21 protein-coding genes and 1 tRNA gene are annotated in these 25,180 nt (G+C 70.6%); 10 read left to right on the top strand and 12 right to left on the bottom strand.

Features of this window, described 5'->3' with window-relative positions; translation table 11 throughout:
- Window positions 1-32: 32 nt before the first annotated feature.
- From DX914_RS08485 to DX914_RS08470, 4 genes are read right to left on the bottom strand one after another with little or no spacing between them, the layout of a single operon-like run.
- Window positions 33-749 (bottom strand): sensor histidine kinase, encoded by a 717-nt coding sequence (locus DX914_RS08485; RefSeq protein ID WP_115858553.1) that lies wholly within the window; start codon window positions 747-749, stop codon window positions 33-35.
- A gap of 3 nt (window positions 750-752) precedes the next feature.
- Complete coding sequence (locus DX914_RS08480) at window positions 753-4,067, bottom strand: serine/threonine-protein kinase (RefSeq protein ID WP_115858552.1); 3,315 nt, start codon at window positions 4,065-4,067, stop codon at window positions 753-755.
- Entirely contained in the window at window positions 4,064-4,942 is an 879-nt protein-coding gene (locus DX914_RS08475) for an FHA domain-containing protein (RefSeq protein WP_115858551.1), read from the bottom strand. The genes DX914_RS08480 and DX914_RS08475 overlap by 4 nt, the downstream gene beginning before the upstream one ends.
- Before the next feature lie 44 nt (window positions 4,943-4,986).
- Window positions 4,987-5,817, bottom strand: coding sequence for a DUF6689 family protein (locus DX914_RS08470; RefSeq protein ID WP_115858550.1), 831 nt, complete (start codon window positions 5,815-5,817; stop codon window positions 4,987-4,989).
- Window positions 5,818-6,041: 224 nt separating this feature from the next.
- Between DX914_RS08470 and DX914_RS08465 the strand changes: the two genes are divergently transcribed.
- Window positions 6,042-7,433 (top strand): S8 family serine peptidase, encoded by a 1,392-nt coding sequence (locus DX914_RS08465; protein ID WP_231118182.1) that lies wholly within the window; start codon window positions 6,042-6,044, stop codon window positions 7,431-7,433.
- A 280-nt stretch (window positions 7,434-7,713) separates the two neighbouring features.
- On the opposite strand, the gene DX914_RS08460 is transcribed toward DX914_RS08465, so the two are convergent.
- Entirely contained in the window at window positions 7,714-8,187 is a 474-nt protein-coding gene (locus DX914_RS08460) for a DUF6491 family protein (protein ID WP_115858549.1), read from the bottom strand.
- Between the two features lie 170 nt (window positions 8,188-8,357).
- On the opposite strand from DX914_RS08460, the gene DX914_RS08455 reads away from it, so the two are divergent.
- A tRNA-Phe gene (locus DX914_RS08455) sits at window positions 8,358-8,433 on the top strand.
- A gap of 107 nt (window positions 8,434-8,540) precedes the next feature.
- Here DX914_RS08455 and DX914_RS08450 read toward each other — a convergent pair.
- Window positions 8,541-9,341, bottom strand: coding sequence for a hypothetical protein (locus DX914_RS08450; RefSeq protein WP_147300634.1), 801 nt, complete (start codon window positions 9,339-9,341; stop codon window positions 8,541-8,543).
- Window positions 9,342-9,505: 164 nt separating this feature from the next.
- On the opposite strand from DX914_RS08450, the gene DX914_RS08445 reads away from it, so the two are divergent.
- The 5 genes from DX914_RS08445 (at window position 9,506) to DX914_RS08425 (ending at window position 15,975) form a co-directional block, all read left to right on the top strand.
- Entirely contained in the window at window positions 9,506-9,901 is a 396-nt protein-coding gene (locus tag DX914_RS08445; protein ID WP_115858547.1) for a hypothetical protein, read from the top strand.
- Between the two features lie 27 nt (window positions 9,902-9,928).
- Window positions 9,929-10,492 carry an ECF-type sigma factor gene (locus DX914_RS08440; protein WP_115858546.1) on the top strand — a complete coding sequence of 188 codons (564 nt, stop codon included), beginning with the start codon at window positions 9,929-9,931 and terminating at the stop codon, window positions 10,490-10,492.
- 76 nt (window positions 10,493-10,568) lie between these two features.
- Complete coding sequence (locus DX914_RS08435; RefSeq protein ID WP_115858545.1) at window positions 10,569-12,968, top strand: serine/threonine-protein kinase; 2,400 nt, start codon at window positions 10,569-10,571, stop codon at window positions 12,966-12,968.
- 686 nt (window positions 12,969-13,654) lie between these two features.
- Window positions 13,655-15,199, top strand: coding sequence for an alpha-lytic protease prodomain-containing protein (locus DX914_RS08430; protein ID WP_115858544.1), 1,545 nt, complete (start codon window positions 13,655-13,657; stop codon window positions 15,197-15,199).
- Window positions 15,200-15,564: 365 nt separating this feature from the next.
- Entirely contained in the window at window positions 15,565-15,975 is a 411-nt protein-coding gene (locus DX914_RS08425) for an OsmC family protein (protein WP_115858543.1), read from the top strand.
- 115 nt (window positions 15,976-16,090) lie between these two features.
- Here DX914_RS08425 and DX914_RS08420 read toward each other — a convergent pair whose 3' ends face one another.
- Window positions 16,091-18,415 carry a S8 family serine peptidase gene (locus DX914_RS08420; RefSeq protein ID WP_158549220.1) on the bottom strand — a complete coding sequence of 775 codons (2,325 nt, stop codon included), beginning with the start codon at window positions 18,413-18,415 and terminating at the stop codon, window positions 16,091-16,093.
- A gap of 429 nt (window positions 18,416-18,844) precedes the next feature.
- Window positions 18,845-19,579, bottom strand: a complete 735-nt coding sequence (locus tag DX914_RS08415) for a DNA-formamidopyrimidine glycosylase family protein (protein WP_115858541.1) — start codon at window positions 19,577-19,579, stop codon at window positions 18,845-18,847.
- A gap of 158 nt (window positions 19,580-19,737) precedes the next feature.
- Here DX914_RS08415 and DX914_RS08410 point away from each other — a divergent pair, with 158 nt between their 5' ends.
- Window positions 19,738-19,935 carry a hypothetical protein gene (locus DX914_RS08410; RefSeq protein WP_115858540.1) on the top strand — a complete coding sequence of 66 codons (198 nt, stop codon included), beginning with the start codon at window positions 19,738-19,740 and terminating at the stop codon, window positions 19,933-19,935.
- A 10-nt stretch (window positions 19,936-19,945) separates the two neighbouring features.
- Here DX914_RS08410 and DX914_RS08405 read toward each other — a convergent pair whose 3' ends face one another.
- From DX914_RS08405 to ftsY, 4 genes are read right to left on the bottom strand one after another with little or no spacing between them, the layout of a single operon-like run.
- Window positions 19,946-20,218, bottom strand: a complete 273-nt coding sequence (locus DX914_RS08405) for an oxidative damage protection protein (RefSeq protein ID WP_115858539.1) — start codon at window positions 20,216-20,218, stop codon at window positions 19,946-19,948.
- A gap of 54 nt (window positions 20,219-20,272) precedes the next feature.
- The gene (mutY, locus tag DX914_RS08400; protein ID WP_231118181.1) at window positions 20,273-21,355 is read right to left on the bottom strand and encodes an A/G-specific adenine glycosylase; all 1,083 of its coding nucleotides are present in this window, start codon (window positions 21,353-21,355) and stop codon (window positions 20,273-20,275) included.
- Entirely contained in the window at window positions 21,352-22,620 is a 1,269-nt protein-coding gene (locus DX914_RS08395; protein ID WP_115858538.1) for an AsmA family protein, read from the bottom strand. The genes mutY and DX914_RS08395 overlap by 4 nt, the downstream gene beginning before the upstream one ends.
- A gap of 20 nt (window positions 22,621-22,640) precedes the next feature.
- Window positions 22,641-23,831: a signal recognition particle-docking protein FtsY gene (gene ftsY, locus DX914_RS08390; protein ID WP_115858537.1), complete on the bottom strand. Its 1,191-nt coding sequence runs from the start codon at window positions 23,829-23,831 to the stop codon at window positions 22,641-22,643.
- A 65-nt stretch (window positions 23,832-23,896) separates the two neighbouring features.
- On the opposite strand from ftsY, the gene rsmD reads away from it, so the two are divergent.
- Window positions 23,897-24,535 carry a 16S rRNA (guanine(966)-N(2))-methyltransferase RsmD gene (gene rsmD, locus DX914_RS08385; protein WP_115858536.1) on the top strand — a complete coding sequence of 213 codons (639 nt, stop codon included), beginning with the start codon at window positions 23,897-23,899 and terminating at the stop codon, window positions 24,533-24,535.
- Between the two features lie 124 nt (window positions 24,536-24,659).
- Window positions 24,660-25,172: a pantetheine-phosphate adenylyltransferase gene (gene coaD, locus DX914_RS08380; protein ID WP_115858535.1), complete on the top strand. Its 513-nt coding sequence runs from the start codon at window positions 24,660-24,662 to the stop codon at window positions 25,170-25,172.
- Window positions 25,173-25,180: the final 8 nt, after the last annotated feature.

The following is a 25,180-nucleotide window of genomic DNA, read 5'->3' as shown; positions in this document are numbered from 1 at the left end:
GCGTGCGCCCGCCGCTCGTCAAGCGTCTTCGTTCAGGCCGGCGCCAAGGGCACGCGCGCGCTCAGGCGCAGGCCTTCGCCTGGCACGCTGCGCAGCTGCAGCAGGCCACCATAAAGGCGCAGGCGCTCGCGCATGCCGCCCAGGCCGCTGCCGCCGCTGTGCAGGACCTGGTCGGGGTCGCAGCCGCGGCCGTCGTCCTGCACCAGCAGCTGCACGCCGCCTTCGCGCATCGCCAGTTGCACGTGCACATGGCGCGCCTGCGCGTGCTTGGCGGCGTTGTTCAGGGCTTCCTGAGCGACACGGAACAGCAGGGTCTGCACTTCGCCGTCCAGCGCCGGCAGCGGCGCGATGTCCAGGTCGATGGCCGCGCCGCTGGTCTCGGCCTGGCTGCGCACCAGCCAGCGCAGCGCGGCTTCCAGGCCCAGGTCGTCGAGGATGGGCGGGCGCAGCAGGCGCGAGAGTTCGCGGGTGTCCTGCAGGGTATCGCCGCACAGCGCCAGGGCCGCGGCCAGGGTATTGCGGGCGTCGCCGTCGCCGGGCGGCAGGGCTTGGTCGAGCTGGCCGAGGCGATGCTTGAGCACGGTCAGGTTCTGGCCGATGCCGTCGTGCAGCTCGCGCGCCAGGCGTCGGCGCTCGTCTTCCTGCACCCGCCACACCGCGCGGCCCAGGCGGCGGAATTCGCGTTCGTTGCGCTCCAGGCGCTCGAGCAGCTCGCGGTACTGGTGGCGCAGGTCGGCGAGCTCGTCCATGGCTCAGCGCTGGCGTGGCGGGTCCAGCCGCGCGATCCGCGGCGAGGCGTCGAAGCCCGCGCGCAGCGCGTCGGGCAGGTGCGCGCGCACGCGCTGCAGCGCGGCCAGCGCGTCCTCGCGCGCGGCGGTGGCCGCGCCGGCGTCGCCGGCCTGGGCCAGCGCGCTGGCGCCCAGTTCGTGCAGGCGGAACGCGCCGGCGTAGTCGCCGCGGCGCAGCAGCGGCAGCACGCTGCGGTAGCGTTTGACCGCATCGTCGTAGCGGCGCGCGGCCAGGGCCTGTTCGATCGCGGTTTCGGCCCAGCCCAGGCGCAGCGCGGCATGGCCCAGGGTGGCGGTGCGCGCGTCCAGGTCGGGCTCGTGCTGGCCCTGGCGCATGGCTTCCAGCGCCACTTGCAGGCGCAGCAGCCGCGCGCCCGAGGCCTGGGCCAGGCGCCGCGCTTCCTGCAACCGCTGCGCGGCGGACTTGGCGTCGCCGCCATGGCGCGCGAGTTCGGCGCGCAGCAGCGCGTCCAGGCCGCGCTGTTCGGGCGGCGCCTGCGCCACCGACTGGGCCAGCGCTTCCAGCGCCTTGCCGGCCTGGACGGCGGCGCCGGCGGCGAACAAGGTTTGCGCGCGCAGCAGGCCGGCGTCGGCGACGCCGCGCGGGTCCTGGCGCTGGCGGAACAGCGCCTCGGCCTTGCCCGACTGCTCCAGCGCCTGGTCGTAGCGGCCTTGCAGCAGATCCAGTTCGGCCAGGTTGCGGCGGCTGACCGCGGCTTCCTCGACCATCTGCTCGCGTTCGGCATCGCCGAGCGTGCGCTGCAGTTGTTCGCGTGCGGCGTTCCACTGTCCGCGCGCGGTCGCTAGCTGGCCCAGGTTCTGCTGGCTGCGGATGCGGCCGGTCTGATCGCCGAGTTTTTCGTACGCGGCCGAGGACTGCAGCAGGTAGGCCTGGGCGTCGTCGTAGGCGCCGAGCTGGTATTGGGCGAAGCCGATGTCGTTGAGCGCCTGCGCGGTGCCTTGTTCGTCGCCGGTCTGCTGCCAGCCCTGCAAGGCGGCGCGGAACGCGGTCAGCGCGGCGGTGTAGTCGCCGCGTTCCTCGGCCAGCAGGCCCAGTTCGTTGTCGACCGCGGCCAGGCCGTGGCGGTCGTCCAGGGCCAGGTGCAGTTCGCGCGCCTGCTGCAGGCTGGCGGCGGCTTCGTCGTAGCGGCCCGACAGCGACAGCACGTTGCCCAGGTTGCGCAGGCTGGTGGCCAGGCCGCGGCGGTTGCCGACCGCGCGGCGCAGTTCCACCGCCTTGCGGTACTGCTCCTGGGCGTGATCGTTCTGGCCCAGGCGGCTGTAGCCGATGCCCAGGGCGTTGACGGTTTCGGCCTCGCCGTAGCGGTTGCCGCTGCGCTTATACAGCACCAGCGCGCGCACCAGGTAGTCGTCGACCGCGCGCCGCGCCTGGCCGTGCAGGATCGAGAACTTGCCCAGTTCGTACCAGGCACGCGGGTCGTTGGCGTCGCGAGCGGTCAGCGCCAGCAACTGCGCGACCGCGGCGGCGAAGTCGCCGCCGGCGCCGAGCGCGCGGCCCAGTTCCAGTTCGGCGCGGGTGTCGTCGGGCGTGGCCTTGAGTTGTTCGCGCCAGGCGCCGGCCGCCGCGGCGGCGTCGCCGTCGAGCAGGGCGCGTTCGGCGGCGTAGCGGCGGCGCAGCGAGGCGGGCGCATCGCCGAGCGCGCGCTGGCCGCGCTCGATCGCGTCGTAGGCGGCGTCCAGGTCGCCGATGGCCTGAGCCGATTCGGCCGCGCCCAGCCAGGCCGGGGCGAAGCTCGGCGCCGCATCGGCGGCGCTGCGGAAGGCGGCCAGCGCGTCCACCGGCGCGCTGTCCTGGCGCGCGAGCAGGCCCTGGCCGTAGGCGTCCAGGGCCTTGGGCGGCGGCAGCGGCAGGGTCGGCGAGGCGCTCAGGCCCAGGTCGCGGCGGAAGCCGGCATCGGCCGGCAGCGCGGCGAACGCGGCCAGCGGGTCGGCGCCGCGGCCGGCGCTGCGGTGCGCGCGGCCGGCGGCGTCCAGCAGTTCGGCATCGGCGATCCAGGCGCTGCCGTCGCGGCGCAGCACCACGTGCAGCATGCGGTCGGCGCCGACGGTGCGGCGCAAGGCGTCGGCGTCCAGGCGCGCGCTGCCGGTGGGGTCGAGCTGGCGCAGCGCCTGCTGGCTGCGGTCTTCATCGACCACGGCATAGCCGGGTATCGCCGCCAGGGCGTTGCGCAGTTGCGCGGCCAGGGCGGTGCGGCGCTGCACCGGTACCGCGTCGTCGGGCGCATCGACCGGCAGCACCAGCAGGCGGTGCAGCGGCGCCACCGCCGCCACGCCGGCAGGCACGGCCGCGTTGTGCTGGGTGCGCCACCACAGGTTGCCGCCGGCGACGGCCAGCGCCAGCACCGCCGCCACCGCCCACCACGCGCGCCGGCTGGGGCGGTAATCGCGCGCCAGCTTGCGCTGGTCGAGCACGGCGATGACCTGCTGCGCGCTCTGCAGCCGGTGCGCCGGTTGCGGGCGCAGCAGACGGTCGGTCAGGCGCGCGAGCCAGGGCGGCGTTTGCGGGCGTTTTTCCCCGACCGGCGCGGGTGCGCGCAGCATGCGCTGGGCCAGCACCTCGTGCACGGTGCCGCCGGCGAACGGGATCGCGCCGCTGAGCATTTCGTAGAGGATCAGGCCCAGCGCGTACAGGTCGCTGCGCGCGTCCACGGTTTCGCCGCGCGCCTGTTCGGGCGAGAGATAGTCGGGCGTGCCGACCACGGCGCCGGATTGGGTCAGGCCGGTGCTGGCCAGCGAGCGGGCCACGCCGAAGTCGGTGATGCTGGCGTCGCCGGCGCGGTCCACCAGCACGTTGGCCGGCTTGAGGTCGCGGTGGATGACGCCGCGCGCGTGCGCTGCGGCCAGGCCTTCGGCGACCTGGCGGGCGATGCGGATGACATCCTCGATCGGCAGCGGGCCTTCGCGGTCTAGCTTGCGGTCCAGCGCCTCGCCGTCGATATAGTCCATGCCGATCAGCCACTGGCCGTCGTGCTGGGCGAGGTCGTGGATGCGCACCACGCGCGGGCTGGACACCTGCCGCGCCATCAGCAGTTCCTGGCGGAAGCGCTCGAAGGCGTCGGCGCGCGTGGCCAGTTCCGGGCGCAGCAGCTTGAGCGCGATCGGTACGTCCAAGGTGAGATCGGTGGCGCGGTAGACCACGCCCATGCCGCCCACGCCCAGCACCGCCTCGATCCGGAAGCGCCCGGCCAGGACCGTGCCCGGCGCCAGCCGCTGCTGCGCATACAAGCCGGTGGTGGTGGGCGCGTTGGAATCGGTCATGGCAGGGTGTGCGCCGGGCCGCCGACCAGGGTGCTCCAGCGCGGCGCATCGTCGAGTTCGGCCACCGCGCGGCGCGCGAGCAGCCACAGCGCCGCGCTCTCGGCGAAGGCGCTGAGCAGTTCCAGGTCGAACTGGGTGATCGGTTCGCCCGCTGTGCGCCGATCGGCGTAGATCGCGCCCAAGGTGCGCGGGCCGTCCAGCAGCGGCAGGCAGATCAGGCTTTTCAGGCCGCTGTCGACGATGGAGGCGCGCTCGGTCGCCCAGTCGCTGCGCGCGACTTCGTTGACCACCACCGGCGCGCGCGTGGACAGCGCGCGCCGTACCGCGCCCACACTGCCGCCGAACACGCGTGCGCCGAGCTGATTGGGGTCCAGGTGCACGCTGGCGCGCACCGCGTAGTCGTCGCCGTCGGCGGCCAGCAGCAGGAAGCCGCGGCTGCAGTCGGCCAGTTCGACCACGCCGCGCAGCACTTCATCGGGCAGTCGTTCGTGATCGGCCTGGGCCTCGACCCGGCGGGTCAGCGCCAGCGAGAAATCGCGGCGCTGCTGCTGGCGCGCGCGCAAGCCCGCGCTTTGCTGGTCGGTGAATTCGGCGAAGTCGCAGTGCACGTCGCCGAAGCGCAGCCACGCCGGCCCCCGCAGCGGCGCCTGCTCCACGGCGATGCCGTCGGCGTAGCTGCCGTTCTTGCTGCCCAGGTCGCGCAGCTGCCAATGCTCGCCGTCGTGCTGCAGTTCGGCGTGGTTGCGCGAGACCGAGGAATGCTCCAGCGCCAGGTCGCAGTCGGCGGCGCGGCCGATGCGCAGGCGGCCGCCCGCGGCCACCCAGCGGGTGATCGCGGCGGCTTCGGGCGGATAGGCGATCAGGCGCGCCGGCATGGGCGCATCTTAAGCGCGGGCCCGGGCCTTGAGGCGGATGCGCATCACTGTCCGTAGTCGCGCTTGAAGACCACGCTGAAGCGCAAGGTGGCGGCGCCTGCGACCAGTTCGCCGGCATGGTTGGCCGTGCTTTGGTCGGCGCGCCACTCGTTGGGAATGTAGGTGCCGGCGCGGGTTTCGGCGCGGCTGCGGATGGCGTCGATCGCGGTCAGCGCGGCCGGGTAGTCGTGGTCGTCCAGGGCCTCGTCCACGTCGTCGATCAGGTCGTCGAACGCGGCCTGCTCGCCGACCGGCAGCAGGTCCACGCGGGTGCGCAGGCGCTGCATCTTTTCGTTGATGACCCAGTTGGTCGGGCGCAGGTCGATCAGGATCAGGAACTGCGAGAAGCCGCCGTAGGTGCCGCGCGCACGCACGCTGCCCTGGGCGATCTCGTCGGTGATGTCCTTGAACGGCCCGCCCAGCGGTGCCTTGAACAGCCGCAGCGAGCTGCCCAGCGCGTAGGGCAGGGCATGGGTATGCAGTTCGACCCGGCCGGTGCCGTGGAAACTCAGGCCGCCGTTGGCCGGCGGCTGCACGGTGACCAGGATCGGCAGGGCCGCGGTCAGGTTGGTCAGCAGGCTGGGCAGGCGGCCCTGCAGCAGCGGACTGAGCGGGCTCAGCAGTTGCGCGCTCACGCCCAGGCTGGACGGGGTCAGGCCCTGTGGGTCTTCGAATTCCAGGTTCAGGTCCAGCAGGGTCAGCCCGCCGAGTCCCACGTGTGCGCTGGCCTCGTTGCCGGTAACGGTCACGTTCACCGGCAGCGACTGCGCCGCTACCGCGCCCGAGCCGCTCCACAGCACTGCCGCCAGCAGCGCGCTCCACGCCCAGTTCGCCATGACACACCCCCCGTCGCCGTCGCCGGATCGCGTCCGCCGTGAACGCGCAGGGGGCAGCGGCATACGCCGAGCGTACTCCGCGTGCCCCGCAAAGTCTCTAGGGGATTCCCCCCATGACGCTTGGGCGTTGATCCGGATGGCCGCCGATGGCGGGGCGCCGCCATCTTGGCTCGCCGGCACGTCCGCCGGTCCGCAGTCCCGCAACCGTTACTGGAGATCACCGTATGCACAGCAGTCGCCGCACCTTCCTCAAGCTGTCCGCGCTGGCCGCGGGCATGATGGCCAGCGGCATGGCCCTGGCCGGCGCCCGCATCGACGACGCCCTCAATAGCGTGCTGAACACCGTCTCGGCGCTGCAGCCGCTGGAAGTGGTGGTGACCTACGACCAGTCCGGCCCGGTCAGCAGCGGCCAGCTGCAGGTGCTCAAGCTGCTGGGCATCAACAAGGGCATCAGCATGCGCAACCTGCCCATCGCCGGCGCGCTGGCCACGCCCTCGCAGGTGCGCGCGCTGGCCCAGCGCAGCGACGTGCGCGCGATCTACCTCAACCGCAACCTGGAGTACTACAACCAGGAGGCGCGCGAGCTGTCGGGCGTGAACCGGGTGCAGGCCAATCCCGGCGATTTCGGTCGCACCGTGCCGTTCACCGGCCGTGGCGTGAGCGTGATGATCAACGACTCGGGCATCGACGCGACCCATGCCGATCTCAAGTACGGCGTGCGCGTGGTGCAGAACGTGCAGGCGCTGACCAACCTGCATTCGGTGCTGAACTTCCTGCCGGTGACGGTGCTGGAAAACCAGCTCAACACCGACATCAGCTCCGGCCACGGCACCCATTGCGCCGGCACCGTCGGCGGCAGCGGCGCGCAGTCGGCCGGCCTGTACCGCGGCGTGGCCACCGGCGCCGACCTGGTCGGCTACGGCTCCGGCGCGGTGATCTCGATCCTGGACGCGGTCGGCGGCTACGACTATGCGATCAGCAAGAAGAACAGCTTCGCCTCGCCGATCCGGGTGATCTCCAATTCCTGGGGCAGCTCGGGCGCGTTCGATCCGGCCGACCCTGTCAACGTGGCCAGCTACGCCGCCTACAAGGCCGGCATCGTCAGCGTGTTCGCCGCCGGCAACGACGGCCCCGGCGCCAACACCCACAATCCTTACGCGCAGGCGCCGTGGGTGATCTCGGTGGGCGCGGGCAACAAGGACGGCACCCTGGCCGACTTCTCCTCGCGCGGCAACCCGGGCGAGACCGGCAACTTCAGCATGGGCGACGGCAGCCAGTGGACTTACGTGAACCAGCCCACCCTGGTCGCCACCGGCGTGGACATCGTGTCCACGCGCGCGCTGACCGGCGCGCTGCCGCTGCTGGCGGCGAGCCAGGACGCGTCCCTGGGCGCCAAGGCCCTGTTCTACACCCACATGAGCGGCACCTCGATGGCCACGCCGCACGTGGCCGGCATCGTCGCCCTGCTGCTGGAGGCCAATCCCTCGCTGAACCCGATGGAGGTCAAGGAGATCCTGTCCGCCACCGCCAATCCCATGGCCGGGCGGCAGGCCTTCGAGGTCGGCAGCGGCCATGTCGACGCCTATGAGGCGGCGCAGGTGGCCCAGAGCTACTGACGGTCCCCTGTCCCAGTCGGCCACGGACGGTCGGCGGGACTTTCGCAACACCGCTGCGGGCTCTCTCCTGGCGGTTCCATGGCGGGCATCCGGGTCGTAGCGGATGCCCGCATTTTTTCGCCGACAGCCGTTTTAGCCGACAGCCGGTTGGCCGGCGCCGCGCGCCGCCCGCGTTGGCAGCAATGAACGGAGCGATCCGCTCCCAAGGCATCCCCCTCGCCGACTCAGGCGAGACTGGCCCGGCGCTCGCCGGGCCGTTTTTTTGCTTCAAGCCTGGGGATTACTTCTTGTCGGTCTCGGCCTGGCCGCTTTCGGCTGCCGGCATGCTGCCGGCCGAGCGCATGTCGCGCTGCGCCTGCTTGATCGCCTTGACGTCCAGCGGGCGGATCTGGCCGATGTGGCAGGGGAAGGGCAGGGCGCCGTGGCCCAGCACCATCACCTTGTCGAAGCGCGAATACACCCGCCCGGCTTGGTTGCTGACGGTGATCGCCGAGGCGAAGTCCAGGTCCGGGCAGCGGCCCTGCAGTTCCAGCAGGTAGGCCTGGCTGGGGCGGGTCCAGACCGCCAGCGCGCTATCGCCCAGCGGCGTCCAGCCGTCGAGGCGGCCGTAGTACTGAAAGGCCTGCACCGGCGCGCCGGCGTGGGCGCGGTACAGGGCCAGACGGTCGGCTTCGCGCAGCTTGGGATCGGTGGCGCAGGCGCTCATCGCGAACAGCGCGAGCGCGGCGGATAAGGCATAGAGAACGCGTTTCATGGCGGCTCCTTGTGCGTGGGAATCAGGTCCCTGCGTTGCGTCGGCACCATCATGCGCGCCTGTAGGCACACCGCGCGGGCGCCGCTGACCGGCATTCAGCGTTCAGGCGGCTTGCCAGATCGCGATCGGCTCCGTATCATGCCGCCTCTCTCACGGCCTGCCCGTGAAATGGCCGGGTAGCTCAGTTGGTAGAGCAGGGGATTGAAAATCCCCGTGTCGGGGGTTCGATTCCCTCCCCGGCCACCATTTCATTGGCGTCGACAGATGAGTACGAAGGGTTTCGCGAAAGCGGAGCCCTTTTTGTTTTGGGCCGGCCTTAACGGCTGCCGGCCCTGCGGCGAATGCACGCGTACTCAATAGCCCGAGGTGTAGCGCGCCTGTTTCGCATCCCAGCGCACGGGCAGGCGTTCGCCTTTGGGCAGCGGTTCCTCGGCGGACGGATCGCAGTCGCCGGTGCACAGGGCCATCATCAGCTCGGCTTCGCATTCCCACTCGCCGGGCTTGGCCTGCGGCAGCGGCCGGCAGGACTCCTTGCGCGCGTCGAATACCTTGGCGTGGATCACCATGGACTGGCCCGTGGCGGTCATGGTCGCGGGCAAGCCGCCGCCTTCTTCAAGCCGCTCATAAACATCGAATGCGATACGGCGCACGTCGGCGGCCGAGGGTTCGCGGTCGGGCACGGGCGCGCCCGCCTCCGCGTCCTCTGGCGTGTTCGCCGCGTCGTCGCGCTTGGCGGCGGTGGCGATGGGTGTGGGCGACTGCGCGGTGTCGAGGGTCGCGGTGCTGCGACCGCCCAGCTGCGACTGCAGCGCCGAAGCCCACTGCATCTCGTAACCTTCCGGCCCCTTGACCAGCAGCCAGCCTTGCGCGCTGCGGCCTTCCAGGGTCAGGCCGTAGCGTTGGACCAGGGCCAAGGCGTCGTCGTCCTGCCCGGCGTCGGGCTGGATCACGATGCGGCCCGGAAGGTAGGTGCCGGGCGGGTCCGGCGACGTTTCGCGTTCGAACGGCGTGCCCTCGACGACCAGGGTCTTGCCCTTGTACTGCACGTACTCGTTGCCTGCCGGGCCGCCACCGCCGCAAGCGGCGAGCAATGCGAAACACAGGCTCAGGCCTACCATGCGCCCGGCACGGGCGCAGCGCAGCGTAGGTTGCATTCGGCAGTTTTCCCTCGGCGCCGCGGCGGCGCCATCCCCACGGACAGAGTGCCACGCGGGGCGGGAGACTTGGCAAGCGTCCCGAGCGCTGGCCTCGCGCCGCCTAACCTCCATTACACTCCGGCTCCTGCCCAGCCCGCACACCGTCACGGAGAAGGATCCCCATGAGGCACCTGTCGCTCGCCCTGCTGTTGTTTTCGCTGCCCGCGTTCGCCGCCAACGGCGGCATGGGCGAGGCCATCACAGGGATGGCCCGGGCGACGGGCATGAGCCACCAGTTCGGCACGCGCTGCGGCTTCGATCAGGCCCTGCTGGCGCGGCATAAGGCCAAGTTCGAGGCGGAGGCGGCGCAGGCAAACGCGTCGCTGCCGGCCGGGCAGCAGGTGGACGTGGACGCCGAGTTCGGCACGGGCCACGACGAGGCCGACCGCTACTACGAGTCCATCGGCGACGCCGGCTCGCGCGCGCAGATCTGCCAGGCGATGATGGCGCAGATACGTCAGGCCGTGGATCATCCCAGCGTGCTGTCGCTGCCCACGCGGGGCTTGCGCGCGAAGTAAGGCACACGCACCGATGGAGACGGCCCCATGGCCGATATCGCGACGGACCCGCAGACACTGATCCAGCGCTGGCGGCACGGCGACGCGGCCGCGTTGGACTCGCTGTTGCCGCTGGTCTACGCCGACCTGCGCGCGATCGCCGCGCGCGAGTTGCGCGGGCATCGCGGGCACGACACCTTGCAGCCCACCGCCCTGGTCAACGACGTGTTCGTGCGCCTGCTGGGGCAGGACGGCGTGGCGTTCGAGAACTCGGCACATCTGTTCAACGCGGCGGCGCGGATCATGCGCCAGATCCTGGTGGACCGCGCGCGCAAGGCGGCCAGCGAAAAGCACGGCGGCGCCTGGCGGCGCGACGACTTCACCGAAGCGCTGCAGCTGCCGATCCCGGAGCAGACGCGGCTGCCCGATCTGGATGCCGCGCTCGCGGCGCTGGAACAGCTCGACGCGCGCATGGCGCAAGTGGTGGAGCTGCGCTACTTCGTCGGCCTGAGCGTGCCGGAGGTGGCGCGGGTGCTGGGCCTGGACGAGCGCACGGTGTATCGCGACTGGGCCGCGGCGCGGGCGTGGCTGCGCGACCGGCTGGAATCCTGACGTCAGGGTTCGGGGCCGTAAGCCGTATTCCTGATAGGCGCTCCGCTTCCCGTTCCGGCAGGTCTCGCTCAATCCTATGAACCGTCTCGACCACGCGGCACTGCCGCTGCTGCGCCGACTTTTGGATACGTCCCCGGACCGGCGCGATGCGCTGTTGGAAGAGGTCTGCGCGACCCAACCCGAACTGGCGCAGCGCGTGCGCGAACTGCTGTCGCACCTCGACGAAGCCGAAGCCGAGGCGACGTCCGGCGCCGAAGCTGCCGCCGGTTCGGCGATCGGCCCCTATCGCCTGTTGCGCCGCATCGGCCAAGGCGGCATGGGCGAGGTGTTCCTGGCCGAGCGCGCCGATGGCGCCTGGCAGCGTCAGGTCGCCTTGAAGCGGATCTGGGGCGGGTTCTCGCCGCTGACCGAGCGTTTCCTGCGCGAGCGCAAGGTGCTAGCGCGCCTGCAGCATGCGCACATCGCCCAACTCCTGGACGGTGGCCTGGCCGCCGACGGACACCCCTGGTTCGCGATGGAGTACGTCCCCGGCGAGGCGATCACCCAATGGTGCGACGGCCATAAGGCCACGCTGGAGCAGCGCGTCGCCCTGTTCCGTCAGGTCTGCGAGGCGGTGCAGTTCGCCCATGGCCATCTGGTGGTGCATCGCGATATCAAGCCGGCCAACGTGCTGGTCGATCCCTGCGACCAGGTGAAGTTGCTGGATTTCGGCATCGCCAAGCTGCTCGACGAAGCCGATCCCACCCAGACCCAGACGCGTTCGATGACGCCGGCCTGGGCGGCGCCGGAGCAGCGCCGCGGCGAGCCGGTGACTACGGCCACCGACGTCTATCAGTTGGGCTTATTGCTGCAAGCTTTGCTGGTCGGCGCGCGTGCGCAGAACGAGGGCGTACCGCTGCGATTGAGCCAGCGATGGAACCTTTCGCTGCGCGACGATCCGGCGGCGGCTGCGGACATCGCCGCCGCGCGGGGGTTGAGCACCGCACGTCTGGCGGCGCGCGTGCACGGCGACTTGGAATGCATCGTCGCCCATGCCACCGCCGTCGAACCGGGCGAACGCTACCCCAGCGCCGAGGCCCTGGCCGACGATCTGCTGCGCTGGAGCCAGCATTTGCCGATCCGCGCGCGCGGCCACGAGCGCGGCTATCGACTGCGCAGGCTGCTGCGCCGGCGCTGGCCCGCCTTCGCCGCCGTCGCGGCGGCCATGGTCTTCGCCGCGTTCCATATCTACAGCCTGGACCGCCAGCTGGAGCGCACCGAACGCGAGCGCGAAAAAGCGCGGGCCGTGGCCGATTACTTCGTCAGCCTGTTCCGCAGCGCCACGCCGAAGGCGGCCGCCAACGGCGAGCTCACCGCGCGCGAACTGCTCGACCGCGGCATGAAGCAATTGCAGGACCAACAAGGCCGGACGCAGTCGCCGCAAGCGCTGGCGGCCCTGCTGCACGCCTCCGGCCAGGTCTACACCGACCTGGGCATGCCCGCGCAGGCGCGCGACGCCTACGCGCGCGCAGTCGCCGCGCTGCGCGACCAGGACGATCCGACGGCCCTGGCCGATGCCCTGCGTGGCCTGGCCACCGCGCACTACGGCCTGGCCGAGCCGCAGCGATTCCTGCAGTACAGCCAACAAGCCGCGCAGGTGCTCGAGCGCGCCGGTGCGACCCAAGATCCGCTCTATGCGCGTCTGATGGGCAACATCGGCATCGGCCACTTCGCTCTGGGCGACAAGACGCGCGGCTGGACCTACCTGGACCGCAGCCTGGCGCTGCTGGAAGCCGGCGGCGCGGCCACGCGCAAGGACCACGTGCGTGCGCTGGTCAACAGCGGCGGCATCGCGCTCACCGATGGCGACGCCGCCAAGGCTTACCCGCTGCTGCTCAAGGCCGACACGCTGGTGCAGCAGCTGGCTCCGCGCAATCCGGACGAAGAGCTGCTGATCGGCCGCAACCTGGCGCTGGCGGCGTTGCAGACCCAGCGCCTGGACGAAGCTTTGCAGCGCTACGACCGCATGGTCGCGCGATCGCTGGAATTCCACGGCGAAGAACACCCGGCGTCGGTGTCGGCCTTGCTCGGGCGCGGCGAAACACGCCTGGCGCGCGGCGAGTGGGCGCTGGCCGAACAGGACCTGGACCGTGCCCGCCGGCTGTCGGCATTGCGCAACGCGGAGGGCCATGGCCAGCTGCTGGATATAGACGGACTACGCGCCGTGGCCTGGCTGCAGCGCGGCAAGACCGCGCAGGCCGTCGCCGCCTTGCAAGCCAACGCCGCCCAGCGCGCCGACGAAGCCATCGTCGAATCGCAGCCGCGTTTCGAACGAGTCGCGCTGGAGCGCGCGCGCTGCGAGACCGCCGATCGCCGTAGCGAGCTGGCCGAGGCGGTGCGGCAGCTGCTGGCCACGCCGAACCAGACGCCGTGGCATCGCCGCCTCAGCCAGCAATGGATGGTCGAATGCCAGACGCGTAAGCAACCTCCAGGCTAATTCGGCACCCTCGAATGCATTCCCTCTCCCGCTTGCGGGAGAGGGCTAGGGTGAGTGGCGAGCGCAAAGCACGAATGCTTTTGATTTCAAACGCCGTTACCGCCCTCGCGGTTCCAATAGTGAGACCCAGAAGGCGGCGCACAGGATGTGCGCCGTTTTTCGCTAGGCCAGGGATGGCCTATCGAAAAATCACCGCGCTCGCCCCGATCTCGCCGCGCACGGCGTCGAAATAACACTGCCCTTCTCTTTGGTTACTTTCTCTTGGGCAAGCAAGAGAAAGTGACCCGCATGCGCAGCAGGCGGAAGCTGTTGTTGTTGCTCTTAAGAGCTAAGAGCAAATCCCCCTCAATCCCCTTTTCCAAAGGGGGAAGACAGCAAAGGCGGAAGCTAAGGGGAAGCGAGAGGATGGGGTTGCGGCGTAATGGCGGTTTCGCGGTCGCAGCTTGCGCAGCTCCTACAGGGGTGTTCGCGGCTTTGGTCGCAGTTGCGGGGTCGCGGTCGCGGCTTACGCCGCTCCTACCCCAAAGCCCGGGCATCCCAGCGCCCACCGCACCAGGGCCCATCAGGCACAGCCGCCGAGACATCGGGACAGGAATGTCAGGGTTTCGCGCGTCCGCTCGTACAGGGATAGGCACGGCCGCCATCGGACGTGCGCGACCACATCACTCAAGGAAGGAAACCGCATCATGAATGCCACTCACACCCTCACTGCGCTGGGCGTCTCGCTGTGCGCTCTGCTCCTGCCGCTGACCGCCGACGCCGCCCCGTTGCAGGCCAACCCGGTATCGGCCGCCATGCGCCAGGCCATGCAGCGCGACCTGGGCCTGCAGCCCGCGCAGCTGCAGGCCTACCTGGCCACCGAACATCGCGCGATGGGCGCGCAGGCCGAGGCCAAGGCGGCGCTCGGCGCGCACTACGCCGGCACCTGGCTGGAACGCGACGCCGCCGGTAGCTTCCGCCTGATCGTGGGCACCACCGATGCCAAGTCGAGCGGCCGCATGCCGCGCATAGGCGACGAGCTGCGGCTGCAGCGCCATAGTCAGGCCCAGCTGGACGCGGCGCAGGCGCAGTTGAACCAGGCGCATCGCCAGCCGGCGGTGGGCGTGATGCGTATCGACGGTCCGCGCGTGCAGGGCTGGGGCGTCGATCTGCGCAACAATCGTATCGAATTGAGCATAGATCCCGGCGCGGAGGAGGCAGCGATCGATCTGATCGCGCGCAGCGGTATCGACGCGAAGATGGTGCACATCGTGACCTCGGCCAAGCGCCCTCAGCCGCTGCACGACCTGCGTGGCGGCGACTTCTACCACACGCCCACCAGCGGGTGCTCCATGGGGTTCTCGGCCTTCAAGGGCAACACGCCCGGCTTCGTGACGGCAGGCCATTGCGCGCCGGTCAACACGCCGGTGAGCGGCACCAACGGCTCCGCGATCGGGCACTTCGCGAATTCCACTTTCCCCAGCTCCGATCACGCCTGGGTACAGAACACTCAGCCCAACCTGTGGCATATCCTGCCGTGGGTGAACAATTACGCCGGCGTCGACATCGACGTGCGCGGAGGCTTCGAAGCGCCGGTGGGTGCGGCGGTGTGCCGCTCGGGCGACAAGACCGGCTATCGTTGCGGCACTGTGCAGGCCAAGAACTGGACGGTGGATTACGGCCCGCAATACGGCGTGGTCAAGAATCTGACCAAGACCAGCACCTGTTCCGGCTTCGGCGATTCGGGCGGTGCAGTGATCACGCCCAGCGCCGAGGCCCAGGGCGTGCATTCCGGCGGCGACTTCGCCGCGGGCCGAGAGGACAACTGCGGCGACTCGGCACCCGTGGGCTACTTCCAGCCGCTGCAACCCACCCTCAACGCCTACGACCTGGTGCTGCGCACGGTGCCTACCTGTGGCCGCCTGAATCCGCGCGACTGGCGCGAGACCAACGGCACCCTGACCTCCTGCGACCAGCGCTTCACCCTGGCGATCCAGGGCGACGGCAACCTGGTGCTGTACAAGCGCAACGTCGGCGCGATCTGGGCCAACCACGTCTACGGCAGCGGCCACACCCTGCACATGCAGACCGACGGCAACCTGACCGTGCGCGACGGCGCCAACCAGGTGCGCTGGGCCAGCAACACCGGCGGCAAGCGCGGCAATGTGCTGATGGTGCAGAACGACGGCAACGTGGTGGTCTACGACTACCAGCGCAAGCCGCTGTGGAGCACCGGTACGGCGGGGCGCTGAAGGCGCTGCGGGCGGCGCCGGAGGGCGCCGCCCGTAGTGGGCTGGGGAGCGGGCTCGTTGCGGCGACGGCCGCGGTTGGGATCGCCAGGGTAGTAGGGGTGTAGTGGATCAAGAGCATTCGCGCTGCGCGCTCACCCCTCACCCTAGCCCTCTCCCGCAAGCGGGAGAGGGGACACATTCGACGCGGCTGCTTCTAGCCCCTCTCCCGCTTGCGGGAGAGGGGTTGGGGTGAGGGCACGCGGGGACGCAATCTCGCCATACCAGCTGCTGGGATTGAACGTGCCGCCGACGCGGCTGGTTCCCCCCCACGCACGGCCTTAAGGTCTGAGCCAGCGGCACCGTCGCCGTGACCTTCCAAGACCGCCATGACCGTCGCCACCGTCCACGCCAGCACCCAGCCCACGCCCTACGTGGTGACCTTCCTCGACGACCGCGGCCATACCTGGCAGGCCGACGAACCCGCCGACCTCGGCGGCGGCGACACCGGGCCCACGCCCGATCATCTGCTGCTGTCCAGCCTGGGCGCCTGCACCGCGATCACGGTGCGCATGTACGCGGTGCGCAAGCAGTGGCCGCTGGCCGGCGTCGAGGTGGCGCTGCGCTTCAACCCCGAGGGCAAGCCGGCGGCCGGCACCGACCTGGAGCGTCGCATCACCCTGTTGGGCGAGCTGAGCGCCGAGCAGCGCGAGCGGCTGCTGCAGATCGCCAACGCCTGCCCCATCCACAAGGTGCTGACCGGGGAAGTGCGGATCGCGACGGCACTGGAAGCCCCTTGATCGCGGCAGGAGCGCGCGTGGGGCATCGCAGTCCGCCGCAACAAAACACGTCGGGTACCGCCGCCGTGGCGGCGGTACCCGAGCGTTTGCGCTCGCGCGCGGTTACTTGCTCAACTCACTTCGACAACCGGCGGTAAACCGGGTCGGCCAGCGGATCGCCCGCACGCTTGGCCTCGCGGCCGTACTCCAGCGCGCCGCTGGTGCTGCCCAGGAAGCCGCTGTCCTTGGCCGGCACATACTCGGCGACCACGCTTTGGCCCTTGATGGCCTCGGCCGACAGCGTCCAACGGGCGACGCCGTTCTTGTCCAGGCGTGCGGCTTCGGCGATGTCCTTGCCGTCGACCAGCAGGCGGGCGGCACCGGTGGGCGCGGACTGGCCGCGCGCCAGACGCGACACGCTGGCGGTCAGGACCACGGCGTCTTCCTTGCCGTTGGCGCCCAGCGAGGTCTTGGTGCCGCCGTTCTGCACGGCCTGACTCTCCTGCGAGCTCTTGGCGAAGATGTCGTCGCCGGTGGTGCCCACGTCGAACTCGCAGTTCGCGCGGATGCGGCGGTCCTGCAGCGGTTCGCAGACGCGACGCGCCAGTTCCACGTTCTCGGGCTTCATCGGCGGGATCTTGTCCTCCGGGAACGGGTCCTTGCGGTAGTTGCCGGTCGAGTCTTCCTTGGCGTAGTCGAACAGCGTGGTCTTGTCGGTCACGCGCCAGGAGTCGACGAAGCCCGGGCGGTTCCACTCGCCCGACGTCAGCACGCCCATCAGGCCTTCGGTGGCCGGGGTGTGGTAGACGCGCACGTTGATGTACCACTGGCTCTGGTTGGACCACCAGTTCGAGGTCGCGATCAGCGTGGTGCCGTCGGGGAAGTCGACCTGGATGCCGTTGCTGCCGTATTTGCTCAGCCGGCCGCCCACGCCCAGGGCGATGCCGCCCGGACCGGGGCTGACCAGCGAGCCGTTCACGCGCAACTGCAGGCCGCTGGGGTCGGGCACGCCGCTGAGATTGGGCACCCAGGTGACGCGGTAGCTGCCCACGCGCGCGGCGATGGCGGTGTTGACGCTGACCCAGGGTGCGCTGGGCACCACGGTCTGACGGGTCTGGATTTCCATGCCCATGTTGCCGAGCAGGGCGACGAACTCGCCGCCGGGCTGGAAGTCGTAGTGCAGGCCGTTGACGGTGGTGATGTGCGGGTCGCCGTCGTCGACGCCGTCGTTGAGCGAGCCGTAATGCAGCTGCTCGTTGGGCGAGCCCGCGCCGCGGTTGATCACGCCGGCCCAGCCCGGCGTGGCCGGGGTGTTGTTGGCGTTGTGCAGGGCCGCCCAGACCGCCGCCGGCGTCGATGCCGGATGGATTTGCAGGTAGCGCGCGGCCACGCCGGCCACGTGCGGCGCCGCCATCGAGGTGCCCGACATGACCGCCGTGGACGCGTCGTTGGCGATGCCGGCCGACAGGGTGTTCACGCCCGGCGCGAACAGGTCGACGCAGGTGCCCCAATTGGAGAAGTTGGCGCGGGTGTCGTTGGTCGGATTGATCGCGCCCACGGTGATCGCCGTCGGCGCGCGCGCCGGCGAGATGTTGCAGGCGTCGCCGTTGTTGTTGCCGGCCGCGACCGAGTAGGTCACGCCGGAGGCGACCGAGTTGGCGATGGCCGTGTCCAAGGTCGGGCTGGGCGAGAAGCCGGAGCTGAGGTTGGCCACTGCCGGCAGCACCCGGTTGGCCGTGACCCAGTCCACCGCCGCGATCACCGGCGCCAGGTAGGTGTTGAAGCAATCGCCCGCGCGCACCGGGTGCAGCAGGGCCTGCTTGGCGATGCCGAAGGTGGTGCCGCCGATGGTACCGGCCACGTGGGTGCCGTGGCCGTGGCAGTCGCCGGTGCCGGCGGCCAGGTTCATGGTGTTGGTGCCGCCCGACACGCGCCCGACCATTTCGTTATGGGTGGGGCGGATGCCGGTGTCGATCACGTACACGTGCACGTTGTTGCCGGTTTCGCTGTAGGTGTAGCGCAGGTCCAGCGGCAGCAGACGTTCGCTGGTGCGGTCCAGGCCCGCGGGCGGGTTGTTCTGAACCACATTCAGATCGCCGACCTGATCGACTTCGATGTAGGCCACTTCCGGATTTTCGCGCAGCCGCGCCACCGCGTTGTCCGACAGCGCGGCGCTGAAGCCGCGCAGCGCGGTGTTGTAGGTGTAGCCGATCTTGCCGCCGAGCGCGCGCATGCGATCTTGCGAAGCCTGCACCGATTTGCCGGCCACGCCCTGCTTGAAGACCACGATGTACTGGCCGGGGATGCGCTTGGGCGCGTGCTCGTTGAGCAGCGGCGCTTTGGTCGTTTGGGCCATGGCCGCCAGCGGCAGCAAGGCGACCAGACCGGTAGCGATCCAGGTCGCGATGCGGGTGCCGTGGCGGTGCGGCGGGGCCGCCTTACGCCTTACGTCGATGTTCATGCTGCTTTCCATGATGTGTCTCTCCATGATGTGTCTCTCCTGATGCCCAGGGTTCGCCAGGGCACAGGCGTTCATCGTCGTTGCGCGACGATTCGGCATAGGGACGGCAAGGCTTCGCCCTGACGGGCTCAAGCCGGTCCGATAGGCATGGCGGGGGTATTGGTCCGTGGACCCGATACGTATTGCGGACGACACCGCTGGACGAGAGCGATGGCACTACGACTGGCGCGGTCGCTGGGCGCGGATAGCCTCCATGGCTTGCTGCACTGTCCCTGTAAGCTTAGGAAACGCGGAAGCCGCGGTGCACAGGTCAGGCCGCGGATCTGCGTGCGTAGGCCGCATGAAAAACGTTTACCGCGTGCGATGGCGCGCTACCGGCATTCAGTTTCGTCGCCGCGGGCGATTTTTTGGCGCATCGCCGAGTCTGCGCTAGTAGCGCTTCTGACAGACCTCGCAGAAGAACGCGCGGCGCTTGAACCGGCCCAGGTGCTTGCGATAGCTCAGGCGCGCGCCGTCGCGCGGGCAATGGGTGCGGGTATGCACCTGGTAATGCCGCTTGAGCTCGTAGGCCTTCTTCCAATGATAGAAATCGAAGCTGTACTCGCGCGCCTGCGCGATCAGCTCGCTGAGCTTCCTGGCGGGCAGGGCGCCGATGCTGGTCTCGGGGTGCACGCGAATACGGTGCAGCACTTCGTTTTTGATGATGTTGCCCACGCCGGAGAACACCGGCTGGTTCAGCAGCGCGTCGCAGGCCAGCTCGTCGGGCCTGAGCTTGAGTTTGGCCCGCGCCGCCTTGGGGTCCCAGTCGTCGTTCATGACGTCGGCCGACCAGTCGTAGACCTGGTCCAGCGGCTCGTCGATGAACTTCACCGAGCAGGAATAGAAATTGAATTCCTCGCCGCCAGCGAAGCCCAGGCTCAGGCGCGGCGCGGCGGGCCGCTGCTCGTTGATGCGGTAGCTGCCGAACAGCATGAAATGGATGCGCAGCGTGAAGTCGTCGAACTCGATCAGGAAGTGCTTGCCCCAGGAGCGCAGCGCGGCGATGCGCTGGCCGCGCATGCGCTGGATGTCCTGCTTGCTGTTGCCGGCGACCTGCTGCACGCGGCGGCCGACGAATGGCGCGGCCTCTTCCTTGAGGATGACGATCGTGGGGCCTTCGGGCATGCGGCCAGTATCGGGCGCAGGCGTGATACCCAAGTCAATGCGGCGATGCCGCTCGAGTGCAATATTTGCATCGACGATGAACGGTTCAGCACGGTGGCTGCGCCAATCCGTGCCGGAGTGCGCAGTACCGGCTCGCCAGCGGGTTTACGCTGCCCAGAATGGACAAGACGCGCGCTCAGTTCGCCGCGGACCTTGAGACCCTGGAAAGCGATCTGGGCGATCTGAGGCACGAACAGCCGTACTTCGGCCTCATCGAAGATCGCATGGACGCGTTGCTGCTGGATGCCAGCCCCAACGACGCCGATTGGCTGCTGGATCAGCTGCGCGCGCTGCTGGATCGCCGGGCCGTGCGCTGAGCCGCGCCGCTTATTCCTGCGGGGCCACGTAGCCGGCCGGCTTTTCCGCACCGCCGCCGAACAGAAACTTCTCCATCTCCGCTTCCAGGAACGCGCGGTGCTTGGGATCCAGCGGCGACAGCCGGTTCTCGTTGATCAGCATGGTCTGGTGCGCGAGCCACGCGGCCCAGGCGCTCTTGCCGATGTGGGCGAACACACGCTTGCCCAGCTCGCCGGGCCAGGGAACGAAGTCCAGGCCTTCGGTGTCGCGGTGTTCGTATTGGCAGTGGACGGTGCGGGCCATGACGATTTCCTGATAAAGGTTGGCGCGGCGTAGGCCGCATCGGAGCGGTCGGACTTAGCCGTCGCTTTCCAGCAGTTTGCGGATCGGCGCGGGGATGCCCAGTTCGGCCAACTCCGCGCGTGCGACCCAGCGCAGGCCGTCATTGTCGCGCACCGCCTCGCGCAGGGCGATGCCGCGCCAGCGCAGCGGCTGCAGTTCCAGCTTGTAGTGACTGAAGGCGTGGGCGACCGGCGCCAGCGCTTCGGCGGCGGTGAAATCGCCGCGGGCGTGGGCGTCGAACCAGAGTCGCGCGGCCGCCGCGTCGTCGGCTTGCGGCAAGGTCCACAGCGAGGCCCAGATGCCGGTGGGCGGGCGGCGCTGCAGCAACACGCGCGATTGCGCGTCCTGCAGCCACAACACCTGGGCGTAGCGCTGCGGCACGGCCTTGCCGGGCTTGGGCGTGGGCAGTTCGGCGGTGCGTCCTTCGAGGCGGGCGACGCAGTCGTCCTGCAGCGGGCACAGCACGCAGGCCGGATCGGCGCGCGTGCACAGGGTCGCACCCAGGTCCATCTGCGCCTGGGTGTAGTCGGCCATGCGCGTCTGCGGCAGTTGCGACTCCGCCAATGCCCACAGTTGTTTTTCCACCGCCGGCAGGCCGGTGTAGCCGGCGATGCCGTGGTAGCGCGCGAGCACGCGCTTGACGTTGCCGTCGAGGATGGCGTGGCGGTCGCCCCAGGCCTGCGACAGGATCGCCGCGGCGGTGCTGCGGCCGATGCCGGGCAGGGCGGTCAGCGCGTCGATATCGCGCGGCAGTTCGCCGCCATGCGATTCCATGCAGCGCTGGGCGGTGGCATGCAGGTTGCGGGCGCGGGCGTAGTAGCCCAGGCCCGACCACAGTGCGAGCACCTGGTCCTGCGGCGCTTGCGCCAGGTCGAGCAAGGTCGGCAGCGCGGCGACGAAGCGTTCGAAATAGGGCGCGGCGGTCTTGACCTGGGTCTGCTGCAGCATGATCTCCGACAGCCACACGCGGTAAGGCGTGCGCGGATGCTGCCAGGGCAGGTCGTGGCGGCCGCTGACGTCGAACCAGCGCAGCAGGCGCTCGGCGAAGGCGTCGGCTTGCGGGGTGGGCGCGGCCTGGGTGGCGGCTTTGCGGCTCACGGCGCGGCGTCCTCGTCCAGTTCGATCTCCACCGCTTCCAGTGTCGCGCCGGATACCTGCATGCGCGGCGCGGTCACGGTGGCGCGCAGCGGCGGCAGTGGCGAACCGCCGTCGGCGCCGATCCAGGCCAGCACCGCGGGCAGGCGGAAACGGGTGTCGGCGCGCATCTCGTCGCGGCTCAGGCGCAGCTGCGCGGGCTCGCTCAGATCGGGCTTGCCGAGGTAGCGCAATTCGAACGGCAGCGGCGAGGTCGATTCGCCCAGCGGCGAGGGCAGCGCCGGCCAGGCCTGCGGCCAGGCGGCGACGCGGCCGTCGAGCTGCAGCACCAGGCGCCGGCCCAGCGCCAGCGCGCCGTGCGCGTCCAGGGTGGGCAGCGGGTTGTCGTCGCCTTGCGCGCGCAGCGCCAGCGCCACCGGTTCCAGCGACCACACCGCCTCGTCGAATTTCAGCGGGCCGTACAGGCCCAGCGCGAACGGCAGGCGGGTGTCGCCGGACTCGTAGCGCGCCGAGGCGCCCAGGCGCGCGGGCACGATGCTCAGTTCGTCGTCGCCGATGCGCAGCGGCCCGGACAGCGCGACCTTGGCCGGCAGGCGCCAATCCGATTGCTCGATGCTGATATCGCCGCGCGTGCCCAGGCCGGCGTTGGCCGCGGGGCGCGACAGCGCCACCGCCAGATCGAAGGCGATGCCCAGCGGCGCATCCACGTAGCGGCCGCGCAGACGCGCACGCACGGGCTGGTCGGGATACAGCGCGGGCAGGTCGGCGCCGACGCCGTCGATGCGCCAGTCGTGATTGAGGATGCGACCGTCGACGATGCGCAGGCCGCGGGTCAGGGTGGGAATGCGGGTCTGCTGCGAGGGCGGGCGGCTGGCCAGCCAGCGCTGCAGCGACGGCAGGTCCAACTGCGGCGCGTCCAATTCGACGCGCTCCACGGTGAGGTCGTCGCCGCGCGCGCGCAGGGTCGACCACGGCAGCGACAGTTGGATGCGGCCTGCGGTCAACAGCGGCGTCGTTGCGCCGGGCTCGCGCACGCGCACATCGCGCAGCAACAGCATGGGCGTGCCGCGCAGGCGGTACTCGCTGGCGCCGGCGGCTTCGATCTCCAGGCCCAGCGCGGCGCCGATGCGGCCCAGCAGCAGGCCGGCGGCGCGGTCGGGTTGCGAAAACCAGCCCAGCGACAGCAACAGCAGCAGCGCCAGCGCGGCCAGCGCCGGCAGGACGCGGCGGCGCTTGCGCGGCGCGGCGGGAGCGGGGTCGGCGGCCATGCGTGCGCCGGTCGGCGCGGTCAGGCGCCGCCCAGCGCTTCGGGCAGCAGGGCGTCGACGAAGGCCTCGGCGTCGAACACGCGCAGGTCCTCCGGGCGCTCGCCGATGCCGGCGTAGCGGATCGGTATGCCGAACTCGCGCGCCAGCGCGAACACCACGCCGCCCTTGGCGGTGCCGTCGAGCTTGGTCACCACCAGGCCGGTCACGCCGACCGCGGCGTGGAACTGGCGCAGCTGCGACAGCGCGTTCTGGCCGGTGGTGCCGTCGATCACCATCAGCACTTCGTGCGGCGCGGCTGCGTCGACCTTCTGCAGCACGCGCTTGATCTTGCCCAGTTCGGCCATCAGGCCCTGCTGGGTGTGCAGGCGGCCGGCGGTGTCGGCGATCAGCACTTCGCTGCCGCGCGCCTTGGCCGCCTGCAGGGCGTCGTAGGCGACCGAGGCGGCGTCGGCGTTCTGGCCCTGGGCGATCACCGGCACGCCGTTGCGTTCGCCCCAGGCCTGCAACTGGGCCACGGCGGCGGCGCGGAAGGTGTCGCCGGCGGCCAGCATCAGCGCGCGGTTCTCGTCGCGGTAGCGCTTGGCCAGCTTGCCGATGGTGGTGGTCTTGCCCACGCCGTTGACGCCCACGGTGAGCAGCACGAACGGGCGCGCGGCGGCGTCGATGCGCAACGGCTGGGCGACCGGGCGCAGCATCGCGATCAGGTCGGCGCGCAGGGCGGCGAGCAGGGCGTTGGCGTCGGCGAACTCGCGCGACTTCATGCGCTTGCGCAGGCCTTCCACCAGCTCGGTGGTGGCGGCCACGCCGACATCGGCCATGAGCAGGGCGGTCTCGATTTCGTCGAGCAGGTCGTCGTCCAGGCGCGGGTTGCGCGAGAACAGGCCGCCCAGGCTGCGGGCGAAGGCGCTGCCGCGCAGGCGCTCGCGCCAGCCGGGCTTGCCGGCAGCGGCGGGCGCGGCCACGGGTTCGGGTTCGAAAGCGGACGCGGGCGCGGCGGCGCTGGCGGCCGAGGTGCGGGCGTCCACTTCCAGCGCGGCGGCGATCACTTCCGCGGGCACCGGCTCGGGCGCGACCGGTTCGGCGGCGGCTTCGGGCGGGGCGGCCGGCTCCGGCTGCGCCTGCGGGAAGGCGGCGGCCAGTTCCTCGGTGCTCAGGCGGGGTTCGCTGGCGGGGGCGTCTGCAGGCTTCTTGCGGCGGAAAAAACCGATCATCGGGGGAGAGCGTCACGAATGCGCGAGAATGCGCACATGCTAGCACCGGCCCCCCTGCGCCCCCGATGAGCAAACCCTCCCACGGCCGCCCCAGCGGCGGCGGCAAGGCCGCGTCCGGACGCGTGCGCATCATCGGCGGCCGCTGGCGCGGCACCCGCCTGGACGTGCCCGATGCGCCGGGCCTGCGCCCGAGCGCCGACCGCGTGCGCGAGACCTTGTTCAACTGGCTGCTGCCGGCATTGCCCGGCGCGCGCGTGCTGGACCTGTTCGCCGGCACCGGCGCGCTGGGCCTGGAGGCGCTGTCGCGCGGCGCGGCCGCGGCCACCCTGGTCGAGCGCGACCCGGCCCTGGCCGCAGCGCTGCGCGCCACCGCCGCGCGCCTGCCCGGCGGCGAGGCCGCGCAGGTGGTGCAGGGCGACGCCCTGGCCTGGCTGCCGGCGCAGCCCGGCGGCGGCTACGACCTGGCCTTCGTCGACCCGCCGTTCGCGGCCGGCCTGTGGGACGCGGTCTGGCCGGCGCTGCTGCCCAAGCTCGCGCCCGGCGCCTGGCTGTACGTGGAGGCGCCGCGGGACACGCCGATTGCCCTGCCGGCGGATTGGCTGCGCCACCGCGAGGGCGGCACCCGCGAGGTGAGCTATGCCCTGTACCGGCACCGGGCGACCGAAGCGGTACCGACCGAACCGGCACCGTCGCAACCGGCCTAGAGATTGCGCCCGACTGCTACACTGCGCTCCGTCCCGGCGCCTGCCGGGCGACCGCCGCGGCGCGCAGCGCCGGCTGCGGCGCCAGGCCGCCGTCCCACCGCCAGCAGACGCGAACGATCACTCCATGACAGTGGCCCGTACTCGAATCGCCGTCTATCCCGGCACCTTCGATCCGATCACCAACGGCCATATCGACCTGGTCGACCGCGCCGCACCGCTGTTCGAACGCATGATCATCGGCGTGGCCGCCAGCCCCGGCAAAGGCCCGGCGCTGCCGCTGGAGCTGCGGGTGGACCTGGCGCGCAAGGCGGTGGCCCATCATCCGCACATCGAGGTGCGCGGCTTCGACTGCCTGCTCGCCCATTTCGTCGACGAGGTCGGCGGCGGGGTGCTGCTGCGCGGCCTGCGCGCGGTGTCGGACTTCGAATACGAATTCCAGCTGGCGAGCATGAACCGCCATCTGATTCCGGAGGTGGAGACGCTGTTCCTCACCCCGGCCGAGCAGTACGGCTTCATTTCCTCTTCGCTGGTACGCGAGATTTCCCGCCTTGGCGGCGACGTCTCCGGATTCGTGCCGCCGGCGGTAGCCCAAGCGCTGCAGGTGCAATGGCAGCGCACCCAGAAACACTCTTCCTAAGACTTCCA

This window comes from Lysobacter silvisoli (assembly GCF_003382365.1).
GTDB lineage: Bacteria > Pseudomonadota > Gammaproteobacteria > Xanthomonadales > Xanthomonadaceae > Lysobacter > Lysobacter silvisoli.
Note: the sequence above shows the minus strand (reverse complement) of the source record. Positions and strands in the feature narration are given on the sequence as shown.